Here is an 11,668-nt window from a genome sequence, read left to right on the forward strand (position 1 = left end):
CTGTGCGCACCGGCACGCGCCGGTGTTGACAGTATGACAATAACGGGTACGCGCGGCGTCCCCCAGACCCCGGCTCGATCAGGCCAGTTCGTAGGACTCGCTGGAAATCCGGAACGAATGGCCGAAGCGGTCGTTCACGCACCGAATCCCCGACCGTTCGCTGAAGCACTCCACATCCCCGGACCGCAGCGAGTGGCCGTAGCGCAGCACCGGCAGACCGGTCTCCCGAATGGTGTCGCCGTGGCACGCGAATCGGGCCGGATCCCCTTGGAACAGCGTGATCCGGTCGCCGTAGGACTGATGGCAATCGGCCGGTTCGGCCGGTGTCGCGTAGGTGTGGTTCGCGATCTCGCACACGGCGCCCTTGTCGGCGAGCACGCAGGTGATGTTCCCGCTCGGCGACTGGAACCCGTCCTGATAGGCCGGTGGCACGGCCGCGGCGACTCCAGCGCTGACCGTGCCGAGCGCGGCCACCGCCACCGCTGTTCGAATCAGATACGCGGACTTCATTTCTCCCCCTCGATCGGCGGCCGCGACGCGGCGGATTCCCGCCGACAGCGCCGCGCCCTCACCAACTTTTCGCGCCACGCGGACCAAATGCATCGGTTCCGGGAGAATCGAGGCGTCACGATCTGAAGGAGCCGAGTGTGAGCGCGTCGGGTGAAGTACTGGTCGGCCTTGCGATTCTGATCGGGCTGGTGGGTGTGGTGCTACCGGTGTTGCCCGGCGTGCTGTTGATCGCGGCGGCGATCGGCGTGTGGGCCTTTGTGACCGGCGGGGCGACCGCGTGGACCGTTTTCGCGGTCTGCGCAACGCTTCTGGTGGCCAGCGGGGTGATCAAGTACGCCTGGCCGGGGCGGAAGTTGAAAGAGGCCGGGGTGCCGAATCGGTCGCTGTTGATCGGCGCGATCCTCGGAATCGTCGGGTTCTTCGTCATCCCGGTGATCGGACTGTTCGTGGGATTCGTTCTCGGGGTTTATCTTTCGGAGCTGAACCGACTACAGACGCAGCAGACCGCGTGGGTGTCGACCAAGCACGCGCTGAAAGGCGTTGGGCTGTCGATACTCATCGAGCTGTTCGGCGCGCTGCTGGCGGCGGGCGTCTGGCTGGTCGCCGCCCTCGCGGTCTGAACGGCGCTCAGGGCTCGATGACCGGGAACGGAATCGTATCTCCGGCAGGCGGTTTCGGCAGCTCCGTGCGCCGCAGCCGCAGCGTCGGCGATTCCGGCCCGAACAGCGGCAGCGTCGGCGTCGGATCCTCGATGGGCCGCTGTTTGGCGGGTAGCCGGTAGAAGGCGCGGGCATTGTCCTCGAGCACACGGTGCAGGTCGTTGCCCACCGCATCGGCGATGGTCCGAATGTCGTTGTCCAGGAAGGGCCGTCCAGCGCGGGTGCCAGGCAGATCGGAGCCGAACATGAGGGCATCCGGGTTGACGGCGTGGATCTTGCGCAGCGCCATGGGCACGTTCATGGCGACGCGCCCGAAACCGGAGGCCTTCACCATGGCCCCGCGGTCCACCAGATTCAGCAGGTACGGCAGGCAGTCGTCGGACATGCCCATGTGGTCGATGGAGAGCTTGGGCAGTTTGGTGATGACCGGCTCCAGCGAACCGAGCATGGACCCGTCGATGTAGAGCTCGACATGCCAGCCGACCAGTTCGTACGCGCGCAGCGCCGCCATGGTCAGCCCGACGATATCCCCGCCCGCGCGCTTGAGATTGAACCGCAGCGCCCGCACCCCGGCCCGGTCCAGCGACACGATCTCCTCGTCGCTGGCGTCCACGCTCAGGTTGGTGACGCCGACCCAGCCCTCGCCGAGCTCGGCCAGCGCCGCCCGCAGCCACGTCTGATCGGTGCCCTGGAAGGACCCGCTGACCACCGCACCACCGTCGATGTCGAAGCGCGACATCCGCCGCTTGTAATCGGCGATGGTGTACGGGTCGGGCAGGTAGCCCTCGTTCTCGATCAGCGGGAACCGCGGATCGATGATGTGGACATGGGCATCGAACACGTGATCAGCATGCCTCAGAATGGTGACAAGTGCGGAAGACCTTGCCCGCCTAGCGGTTCAATGCCAGGTCAGGCGTTGGGAACCTTGTCCGGCTCGCTGGCGCGCAGCATGTCCTCGCGCTCCACGACCTTCACGCGCTCGCGACCCTGCGGCTCGCCCAGGGCCCGCTCGTGCGCGTCCAGGCGGTACCAGCCCGCCCAGGTGGTGAAGGGGACGCCCTTGCCCTCCAGGAAGGCGGTCACCGCGTCCAGCTCGGGCTCGGCGGCCGGGGTGAACTTCGGCGCGTCGTCGAGCAGGCAGGCGATGGTCTCGTTGGCGTCGCCCTTGGTGTGGCCGATGAGGCCGACCGGGCCGCGCTTGATCCAGCCGGTGACGTAGGTCTGCGGCTTGTACCGCGCCGCGCCGTCGGCGTCCTCGTCGATGAGCACGCGACCGGCCTCGTTGGGCACGGTGCCCGCCTGGTCGTCGAAGGGCAGCGACGGAATGTTCTGCGACAGGTAGCCGACCGCGCGGTACACGGCCTGGATGTCCCAGTCCTTGAACTCGCCGGTGCCCTTGCAGTTACCGGTGCCGTCGAGCTGGGTGCGCTCGGTGCGCAGGCCCACGACCTTGCCGTTCTCGTCGCCGACGATCTCGGCCGGGGATTCGAAGAAGTGCAGGAACAGCTTGTGCGGGCGGTTGCCCACATCGCGAATGGCCCACTGCTCCAAGGTGTTGCAGATCATGTCGACCTGCTTGGAGTGCCGCCGCGCGGCCTCGGAGCCCTCGTCGTAGTCGATGTCCTCGGGATCGACGATGACCTCGATGGTCGGCGAGTGGTCGAGCTCGCGTAGCTCCAGCGGGGTGAACTTGGCCTGCGCGGGACCGCGGCGGCCGAAGACGTGCACCTCGACGGCCTTGTTGGCCTTGAGGCCCTCGTAGACGTTCGGCGGGATCTCGGTCGGCAGCAGCTCGTCACCGGTCTTGGCGAGTACGCGGGCGACGTCGAGGGCGACATTGCCGACACCGAGGACGGCGACCTTCTCGGCGTCCAGCGGCCAGGTGCGCGGCACGTCGGGGTGCCCGTCGTACCAGGACACGAAGTCGGCCGCGCCGTAGGAGCCGTCCAGGCCGATGCCCGGAATCTCCAGCGCCCGGTCGGCATTCGCGCCGGTGGAGAAGATGGTGGCGTCGTAGAACCGTTGCAGGTCCTCGAGGGTGATGTCGGTGCCGTAGTCGATATTGCCGAGCAGTCGCACCTGCGGCTTGTCGAGCACCTTGTGCAGGGCGGTGATGATGCCCTTGATGCGCGGGTGGTCGGGCGCCACGCCGTAGCGGATGAGGCCGAAGGGCGCGGGCATGCGCTCGTAGAGATCGATGCTCACCCCGTCGAATCCGGTGGGGGCATCGGATTTCATCAACGCGTCGGCCGCGTAGATACCGGCCGGTCCGGCACCCACGATCGCAATGCGGAGCGGGCGGGTCGCTGCACTCTGTTCGGTCATCTTTTACGCGCACCCTTGTGAGTCGAAAACAAAATCTTGCGGTGAGTCTCAGCTGTCATTCTTAGCCTAGGCTAAGTTGACACGCCATCGGGCCCTCTGTGAACCCCTCGACGCTGCAGCGTTGCCGCGCCGTACTCGTATTCCCCCCGCGCGGGCGGAGAATTCAGACGATTCTATCGGTGAGGCGGAGCGCACCCGTTCGCGGTGTTGTGAACTGGGCGGATGCTCACCGCCTCGACTACCCGGTGTCGAGCCCGATACACCCCCGTCGACCAGGCATGATCTAGCCATGAGCGATGACGACGAGAAGGCTGTCCCGATCGATCAGGGCGAGACGCGGTCCCTGCTGCCGTTCCTGCTGGCGGCGGGCATCATCGCGCTGGTCGTGCTCGGCATCGTGATCGCGGCGGTGGTCTCCCCGGCTGAGAAGAATGTCACAGATTCCGATCGCCTGGCGGTGGCCGCCCGCAACTTCATCGGCGCGCAGACCGCCGCCGATCCGCTGAACACCCGGATCGTGTGCGCCGGATTCGACGATGCCCGCTCGCCCCTCAGGACCGAACACGACGACACGCCACCGACATTGGAGTTCGTCGGCCTCGCGGACCCTCGGGTGGACGGGGACCGCGGCGCGGCGGCCGTGACGGTGCGGATCGACGGTAAGGAAACGACCTCCACCTGGAATTTCACCAAGGCCGACAGCGGCTGGGTGGTCTGCGACAGCTGACCGGGGGATCCAGGTTTGACAGGTCGGCCATGCGTTGGGCAATCTCAGATCCAGGTCATGAGTACCAGCGTCAAGCCCCGGCTGGCTGGTCGGCAACCCTCCTCCGCGGTGGGGTGCTCCGGGTGACGACCTGGCCACGCGCCACGGCGCGGCAAGTGCGGATTCACAGGAGGAAGACAAGTGAGCTACGCGGGTGACATCACGCCGAAGCAGGCGTGGGACCTATTGCGGGACAATCCGAACGCGGTGCTGGTGGATGTGCGCACCGAGGCCGAATGGCGGTTCGTCGGGGTGCCCGACACCAGTCCCATCGGACGGCCCACCGCGCTCATCGAATGGGTGGATGTCACCGGCGCGCGCAATATCCGGTTCGAGGACCAGCTCAAGCAGGCGCTCGCCGACCGGGACGAGGACGCGCCCGTGATCTTCATCTGTCGCTCCGGCCAGCGCTCCATCGGCGCGGCCACGACGGCGACCGCGCTGGGCGTCACCCCGTCGTTCAATGTGGTCGAGGGTTTCGAAGGCGCGCTCGACGCGCAGGGACACCGCGGCGGCTCCGGCTGGCGCGCCGAGGGGCTTCCGTGGAGGCAGTCGTGATCACCGGAGGCTCGTTCGACAAGCCCCTTCCCGAGGGCGTCGGCCCCGCCACCATCGGTGTGCGAGGTGGCTTGCGGCGCAGTGGTTTCGATGAGACCTCCGAGGCGCTGTTCCTGAACTCGGGCTTCGTCTACGCCAGCGCCGAGGCCGCCGAGGCGTCGTTCACCGGCGATATCGAGCACTACGTCTACTCGCGCTACGGCAATCCCACCGTCTCCATGTTCGAGGAGCGGTTGCGCCTGATGGACGGCGGCGAAGCGTGTTTCGCCACCGCGAGCGGTATGTCGGCGGTCTTCACCGCGCTCGGCGCGCTGCTCGGCGCGGGTGACCGCCTGGTCGCCGCCCGCAGCCTGTTCGGCTCGTGTTTCGTTGTGGCCAACGAGATTCTGCCGCGCTGGGGCGTGGAGACGGTCTTCGTCGACGGCGAGGATCTCGACCAGTGGGAGCAGGCGCTGTCGGTGCCCACTCAGGCCGTGTTCTTCGAAACCCCGTCCAACCCCATGCAATCGCTGGTCGACGTGCGCCGCGTCACCGAACTGGCGCACGCCGCTGGCGCGAAGGTGGTGCTGGACAACGTCTTCGCCACCCCGCTGCTGCAACGCGGCTTCGACCTCGGCGCGGATGTGCTCGTCTACTCCGGCACCAAGCACATCGACGGCCAGGGGCGTGTCCTCGGCGGAGCCATTCTGGGCGAGCGCGACTACATCGACGGTCCGGTGAAAAACCTGATGCGCCATACGGGTCCGGCCCTGAGCCCGTTCAACGCCTGGACCCTCCTCAAGGGCCTGGAGACCATGCCCCTGCGCGTGCGCCAGTCCAACGACTCGGCCCAGCGGGTAGCGGAGTTCCTGGCCCAGCACCCCGCGGTCGCCTGGACGAAATACCCCTTCCTCCAGTCACATTCGCAGTACGACCTCGCCAAGAGCCAGATGTCTGGCGGCGGCACGGTAGTCACCTTCGAACTCAAGGCCAACGCCGACGAAGGCAAGAAGCGCGCCTTCGAGGTCCTCAACCGCCTCCGCATCATCGACATCTCCAACAACCTCGGCGACGCCAAAACCCTCATCACCCACCCCGCCACCACCACCCACCGCGCCATGGGCCCGGAAGGCCGTGCCGCCGTGGGCATCACCGACGGCGTCGTCCGCATCTCCGTCGGCCTCGAGGACATCGAAGACCTCCTCGGCGACCTGGACCACGCCCTGAGCTGACGTTCCACACGAGAGCCCCGGCAACCGCCGCCCTAGGCCGGTTGACCGGGGCTTTCGCATATCTCCAGGTCCGAGATATTGACAGCATCCTGTCAAATATGACAGCATACTGTCATGACGATGAAGACAGTTCACCTGGCCGTGTACGACACCTTCGCCGATTGGGAGGCGGGGCATGCCACCGCTCACATCAATCGCGCGATGTGGCAGCGGGAGCCCGGCAGCTGGCAGGTGCGCACGGTGGGGGCGACGGCCGAGGCGGTCACCTCGGCGGGCGGCATGCGCGTGGTGCCGGATGTCGTGCTCGCGGAGCTGTCGCCGCAGGAGAGCGCCATGCTGATTCTCCCCGGCGCGGACACGTGGGAAACCGGTGCGCTGGAAGCCTTCTCGGCCACGGCGCGGGAGTTCCTCGCGGCGGGCGTGCCGGTCGCGGCCATCTGCGGGGCCACCTTCGGTCTGGCGAGCGCGGGACTGCTCGACGATCGGGCGCACACCAGCAATGCGGCGGAATACCTTGCCTACAGCGGATATTCGGGTGCCGAGCACTTCGTGTACGAGCCCGCCGTCACCGACGGCGACCTCATCACCGCCACCGGCACCAAGCCGGTGGAGTTCGCCCGGGCGATCTTCGCCCGCCTCGGCCTGTACGAACCGCACATCCTCGACGCCTGGTACCGGCTCTACGGCGAGAACGACCCGGCCGGATTCTTCGCGCTGGCGGAGTACGAGGAGAATCGCGCGGCGTGAACGACGAACAGGAGCTGTTCAGCACGGCGGCGATCACCTCGTTCAAACTCAACGGCCAATTCCTCGCCATCGCCGAGGAATTGGCCCGGCCCGCCGGAATCACCGCGGCCTGGTGGCAGGTGCTGGGCGCGGTGCTGCGCGAACCACTGCCGGTCGCCGGGATCGCGCGCGCGATGGGCATCACCCGGCAGAGCGTGCAGCGCATCGCGGATCTGTTGGTGGACAAGGGGCTTGCCCAGTATCAACCGAATCCGGCGCACAAGCGGGCCAAGCTGGTCGCCATCACCGAGGCCGGTCACGAGGCGGTGCGGCGCATCGACCCGCAGCACGCCGAGATGGCGGCGCGACTGAACGCCCAACTCGGACAACGGCGTTTCGCCGAGATCGTCGAGGCGCTGACCACCCTGTCGACCGCCCTCGACGCGCTCGAATCCGATCGATCCACCGTCGCACGGTAGCCGCCGAGGCCGACGACTCAGCGTTCGCCGACCTCGTCCGCCTCGAACGGATTCCTGGTGTGCCCCACGAGCTCCGCGACCGAATCCAGAATCAGCGTGGGCCGGAACGGGAAGTCGTCGGCCGTCCCGCGCCCGGAGATACCGGTCGTCACGAGAATGGTCCGCATCCCCGCCTCGAGCCCGGAGATCACATCGGTGTCCATGCGGTCGCCGATCATGACCGTCGACTGCGAATGCGCGCCGATGCGCCGCAGCGCCGAGCGCATCATGAGCGGGTTCGGCTTGCCGACGTAGTAGGGGTCCTTACCGGTGGCCCGGGTGATCAGGGCGGCGACCGAACCGGTCGCGGGCAGCAGGCCCTCACGCGACGGCCCGGTGGCATCCGGGTTGGTCGCGATGAACCGCGCCCCGCCCAGAATCAGCCGAATCGCCGTGGTGATGGCCTCGAACGAATAGGTCCGCGTCTCGCCGAGCACCACGTAATCGGGGTCGCTGTCGGTGAGCACGTACCCGATCTCGTGCAGCGCGGTGGTGAGCCCGGATTCGCCCACCACGTAGGCGGTGCCATTGGGCCGCTGGTCGTTGAGGAAGGTCGCCGTGGCCAGCGCCGAGGTCCAGATCGACTCCACCGGGATGTCGAGCCCGGTGTGCCGCAGCCGCGCCTGCAAGTCGCGGGCGGTGTAGATCGAATTGTTGGTGAGCACCAGGAACGGAATGTCGTTGGTGCGCAGTTCCGCGAGGAATTTGTCGGCTCCCGGCACGAGATGGTTCTCGTGCACGAGCACGCCGTCCATATCGGTCAGGTAGGACAGGATCGGCTCATCGTTGGTGGTCACGAGCCAATTGTCCGCTATCGCGCCCGAATCGGGGGAGCAGCGCCTGCGACGGCGGGAATTCGCCGCGCGGCCACGTAGGCTGGAGGCGTGGCCCGGTTGCTTGTCGTACTCCTGATTCTGGGCATGGTCGCGCTGGTCGTGTGGTGGATTTCGCGCGAATGGTCCGGCAATGTCGAGCGCGTCGCCGAGGCCAAGGCGGAGGTGAACCGCTACCTGGATCGCATGAGCGGCGAACTGGTGCGCCTGGACCCCGACAACGACGCCGCCGTGCACGCCCTGGCCGAGGCGGCCGACCGCCTGAACATCGCCCGCACCCAATTGGCGTCGGCCACCACCTTCGGCCAGGTGCGCATCGCCCGCGAGACCGCGCGCGGCGGCCTGTACTTCATTCGCAAGGCCCGCGAGGCCATGGGCCTCGACCCCGGCCCGCCGCTGCCGCGCTGAACCGGTGACGGCGACCCCCGCCGCCGCTGACTATGGTGCGAAGTAGGCCGTTCGCACGACGCAGCACAGCGCCGAGGACGACTCGCGGGCCGGACCCGCACACAATGCGATACAGGCGACAGGAGTGGCGCAGGTGACAGACCTCAAACTCGGATACAAGGCGTCGGCGGAACAGTTCGGTCCGCGGGAACTGGTGGAGATCGCCGTCCTCGCCGAACAGCACGGTATGGACAGCGCCACGGTGAGCGACCACTTCCAGCCCTGGCGGCACAATGGCGGCCACGCGCCGTTCTCGCTGGCGTGGATGGCCGCGGTCGGCGAGCGCACCGAGCGCATTCAACTCGGCACCTCGGTGCTGACCCCGACCTTCCGCTACAATCCGGCGGTCATCGCCCAGGCCTTCGCCACCATGGGCTGCCTCTACCCCGAGCGCGTCATGCTCGGCGTGGGCACCGGTGAGGCGCTCAACGAGATCGCCACCGGCTACAAGGGCGAATGGCCGGAGTTCAAGGAGCGTTTCGCGCGGCTGCGCGAGGCCGTCGACCTCATGCGCGCGCTGTGGACCGGCGATCGCGTGGACTTCGAGGGCCAGTACTACAACACCGTCGGGGCCTCCATCTACGACGTGCCCAAGGGCGGCGTCCCCATCTACATCGCCGCGGGCGGCCCGCTGGTGGCCCGCTACGCCGGTCGGGCCGGTGACGGTTTCATCTGCACCTCGGGCAAGGGCATGGAGCTCTACACCGACAAGCTCATGCCCGCCGTCGCCGAGGGCGCGGCCAAGGTCGGCCGCACCGTCGACGATATCGACCGCATGATCGAGATCAAGCTGTCCTACGACACCGATCCCGAACTGGCGCTGGAGAATACGCGCTTCTGGGCGCCGCTCTCGCTCACTCCCGAGCAGAAGCACAGCATCACCGATCCGATCGAGATGGAGGCCGCCGCCGACGCGCTGCCCATCGAGCAGATCGCCAAGCGCTGGATCGTGGCCAGCGATCCGGATCAGGCGGTGGAGCAGATCAAGCAGTACACCGACGCGGGCTTGAACCACTTGGTGTTCCACGCGCCGGGCCACGACCAGAAGCGGTTCCTGGAGCTGTTCGAGCGCGATCTCGCGCCGAGGTTGCGGGCGCTGGCCTGAGGCGCGGTCAGACCGTCACGGATTCGACGGGCGTGAGCGTCCACGCGCCCCCGCCCGCGAGTTCGAGCCGCTGAGTGTGATGCCGATCCACCGTGCTGCGATGCGCGACGCTGACCAGCACGGTGTTCGGCGCTTCGGTCCGCACCAGGTGGTAGAGGGTGTACTCGAGCCCCTCGTCCACGGCCGAGGTGGCCTCGTCGAGGAATGCCAATTTGGGCTGTAGCAACAGGATTCGCGCGAAGGCGACGCGCTGCTGTTCGCCGGGGGAGAGCGTCGAGGTCCAATCGGTCTCCTCGTCGAGCCGCTCGCCGAGATGTCCGAGATTGACCTTCAGCAAGGTCTCCCGCACCGCCGCGTCGGTCACGATATCGGCGGCCGCCGGATAGGTGATGGCACTGCGCAGATCCCCCAGCGGCAGGTACGGCCGTTGCGACAGGAACAGCGCGTCATTGCCGAGCGGACGTCGCACGCGCCCTTCGGTATACAGCCACAGCTCCCCGATACTGCGCAGCAGCGTCGTCTTCCCGACGCCGGACGGTCCCTTCACCACCAGCGCGTCACCGGGTTTCAGCCGCAGTCGCAGATCCGAGATCAGTTCGGTCCCATCGGGTTTGCTCACCCGTACGTCCTCCAACTCCAGGCCCTCGACGATCTGCTCGGTGTCGATCACCGGCAGCCGTCGCGCCTTGTGGTCGGCCTCGCGCATACCGTCGAGGCGAATGAGGGTGGCGCGGTAGTAGGTGAAGGCGTCGTAGGAGGACTGCGGCATGGACAGCGCGCCCTGCACCTGGCCGAACGCGCTGGCGGCCTGTTGCAGATCGCCGAGTGTGGTGGTGCCCGCGAAGACTCGCGGTCCCAGAATCAGCAGTGTGAAGATATTCGCCGAGTACTGCGTGACCAGATTCCAGCCGTAGAACCGCAGCAGGCGGTACACCCGCGCCCACATGTTCTCGATGACCGCGCCGAACCGGGCGTCGAGCTCTGCGCGCTCCTCCCGCTCACCGTTGTAGAAGGCGATGTTCTCGGCGTTCTCGCGCACCCGCACCAGGGCGAAGCGGTAGTCGGCGGTGCGGCGCTGGAACCAGAAGTTCAGTTTGATCAAGGGATTCGCGATCCAGAACGCGACCACGGTGGCGAAGGCGATCCAGGCGAAGGCCGCGAATACCAGCGCCCTCGGCACGGTGACGCCGAAGAGTTCGACCGGCCCGGACAGCCGCCACAGAATCGGCGTGAAGGAGACCAGCGTGAGCCCACTGCCGATGACGCCGTTGCCGCTGATCGAATACGGCCCGACGTGGCCGCCGAAGGCCAGCGCGTAGGAGCCGTTCACGAAATCCTGAACATCCTGCTGGATGCGCTGATCGGCATTGTCGATGGACTTGTCGATGAATCGGCTGCGGTAGTAGGCCTTTCCGGCGATCCAGTCGTCGAGGTAGCGCGCGTTGAGCCACTCCCACCAGTGGATCTGGACGGCCTGCTGCAACCAGTACGCCACCACGCCCATGATCACGATGAGGGTGGTAAGCACGCCGAACACCGCCAGGCTCTGCCAGAACAGCTCGCGCGCGTGCCCGGATTCGGGGCCGGGCTCGCCGTTCACCAGCGCCTGCACGCCCAGTTGCAGCGAGGTGTACACGTCGTTGTAGAAGTAGGTGACCAGCACCGTCATCCGCACGCTGTACACCGCCAGCAACAGCACCACCGCGAACAGGCCCCAGGCACGCCAGCTCTGCGGCCCGCTGAAGTACTCGCCGCTGATGCGCCAGAACATCCGTCCCCACTCGGTGCACCGCACGATGGCGGCCGCGCCGAGCAGGAAGACGACGCCCGCGACGACGAAGGCCTTCGCGATCCAGAACAGGCTCTTTATCGTCTCGTGTCCCCAGTCGAGACCGGAAGCGCCGATCATGCGCGGAGCCTATCGGCAAGGGGTCGGCAACCGGCGGCGTGAAACGCGGGCCGCCCACCGACCCGCAACCGTGATTTCCGGAATACTGCCGCGCTCCGCCG

At 67.2% G+C, this 11,668-nt stretch carries 13 protein-coding genes and 1 riboswitch; of the genes, 8 read left to right on the top strand and 5 right to left on the bottom strand.

Annotated features, from left to right (window positions below; translation table 11 throughout):
* Window positions 1-78 precede the first annotated feature (78 nt).
* Window positions 79-588 carry a DUF6636 domain-containing protein gene (locus tag ACIBH2_RS31375; protein ID WP_397124054.1) on the bottom strand — a complete coding sequence of 170 codons (510 nt, stop codon included), beginning with the start codon at window positions 586-588 and terminating at the stop codon, window positions 79-81.
* Between the two features lie 59 nt (window positions 589-647).
* On the opposite strand from ACIBH2_RS31375, the gene ACIBH2_RS31380 reads away from it, so the two are divergent.
* Window positions 648-1,130 carry a DUF456 domain-containing protein gene (locus ACIBH2_RS31380; protein WP_397124056.1) on the top strand — a complete coding sequence of 161 codons (483 nt, stop codon included), beginning with the start codon at window positions 648-650 and terminating at the stop codon, window positions 1,128-1,130.
* Between the two features lie 7 nt (window positions 1,131-1,137).
* On the opposite strand, the gene ACIBH2_RS31385 is transcribed toward ACIBH2_RS31380, so the two are convergent.
* Both ACIBH2_RS31385 and ACIBH2_RS31390 read right to left on the bottom strand, forming a co-directional pair.
* Window positions 1,138-2,010, bottom strand: a complete 873-nt coding sequence (locus ACIBH2_RS31385; RefSeq protein ID WP_397124058.1) for an amidohydrolase family protein — start codon at window positions 2,008-2,010, stop codon at window positions 1,138-1,140.
* Between the two features lie 68 nt (window positions 2,011-2,078).
* Window positions 2,079-3,494 (bottom strand): FAD-dependent oxidoreductase, encoded by a 1,416-nt coding sequence (locus ACIBH2_RS31390; RefSeq protein ID WP_397124060.1) that lies wholly within the window; start codon window positions 3,492-3,494, stop codon window positions 2,079-2,081.
* A gap of 289 nt (window positions 3,495-3,783) precedes the next feature.
* On the opposite strand from ACIBH2_RS31390, the gene ACIBH2_RS31395 reads away from it, so the two are divergent.
* The 5 genes from ACIBH2_RS31395 to ACIBH2_RS31415 all read left to right on the top strand — a co-directional run bounded on the left by ACIBH2_RS31395 (window position 3,784) and on the right by ACIBH2_RS31415 (window position 7,234).
* Window positions 3,784-4,221, top strand: coding sequence for a hypothetical protein (locus ACIBH2_RS31395; RefSeq protein WP_397124062.1), 438 nt, complete (start codon window positions 3,784-3,786; stop codon window positions 4,219-4,221).
* 53 nt (window positions 4,222-4,274) lie between these two features.
* Window positions 4,275-4,385, top strand: a riboswitch (SAM riboswitch).
* Between the two features lie 16 nt (window positions 4,386-4,401).
* Window positions 4,402-4,818, top strand: a complete 417-nt coding sequence (locus ACIBH2_RS31400; protein ID WP_397124064.1) for a rhodanese-like domain-containing protein — start codon at window positions 4,402-4,404, stop codon at window positions 4,816-4,818.
* Entirely contained in the window at window positions 4,815-6,029 is a 1,215-nt protein-coding gene (locus ACIBH2_RS31405; protein ID WP_397124313.1) for an O-succinylhomoserine sulfhydrylase, read from the top strand. Before ACIBH2_RS31400 ends, ACIBH2_RS31405 begins: the two co-directional genes overlap by 4 nt.
* A 120-nt stretch (window positions 6,030-6,149) precedes the next feature.
* Window positions 6,150-6,776 carry a type 1 glutamine amidotransferase family protein gene (locus ACIBH2_RS31410; RefSeq protein ID WP_397124066.1) on the top strand — a complete coding sequence of 209 codons (627 nt, stop codon included), beginning with the start codon at window positions 6,150-6,152 and terminating at the stop codon, window positions 6,774-6,776.
* Window positions 6,773-7,234: a MarR family winged helix-turn-helix transcriptional regulator gene (locus tag ACIBH2_RS31415; RefSeq protein ID WP_397124069.1), complete on the top strand. Its 462-nt coding sequence runs from the start codon at window positions 6,773-6,775 to the stop codon at window positions 7,232-7,234. Before ACIBH2_RS31410 ends, ACIBH2_RS31415 begins: the two co-directional genes overlap by 4 nt.
* Window positions 7,235-7,251: 17 nt before the next feature.
* Here the strand turns inward: ACIBH2_RS31415 and ACIBH2_RS31420 are convergent, their stop codons facing one another.
* The gene (locus ACIBH2_RS31420; RefSeq protein ID WP_397124315.1) at window positions 7,252-8,028 is read right to left on the bottom strand and encodes an HAD-IIA family hydrolase; all 777 of its coding nucleotides are present in this window, start codon (window positions 8,026-8,028) and stop codon (window positions 7,252-7,254) included.
* Window positions 8,029-8,157: 129 nt separating this feature from the next.
* Between ACIBH2_RS31420 and ACIBH2_RS31425 the strand changes: the two genes are divergently transcribed.
* Entirely contained in the window at window positions 8,158-8,514 is a 357-nt protein-coding gene (locus ACIBH2_RS31425; protein ID WP_397124071.1) for a hypothetical protein, read from the top strand.
* A 133-nt stretch (window positions 8,515-8,647) separates the two neighbouring features.
* Window positions 8,648-9,658: a glucose-6-phosphate dehydrogenase (coenzyme-F420) gene (gene fgd, locus ACIBH2_RS31430; protein WP_397124073.1), complete on the top strand. Its 1,011-nt coding sequence runs from the start codon at window positions 8,648-8,650 to the stop codon at window positions 9,656-9,658.
* A gap of 7 nt (window positions 9,659-9,665) precedes the next feature.
* On the opposite strand, the gene ACIBH2_RS31435 is transcribed toward fgd, so the two are convergent.
* Window positions 9,666-11,567: an ABC transporter ATP-binding protein/permease gene (locus ACIBH2_RS31435; protein ID WP_397124075.1), complete on the bottom strand. Its 1,902-nt coding sequence runs from the start codon at window positions 11,565-11,567 to the stop codon at window positions 9,666-9,668.
* Between the last annotated feature and the right edge of the window lie 101 nt (window positions 11,568-11,668).

The organism is Nocardia sp. NPDC050406, assembly GCF_044459025.1.
In the GTDB taxonomy this organism is placed as follows: Bacteria; Actinomycetota; Actinomycetes; order Mycobacteriales; family Mycobacteriaceae; genus Nocardia.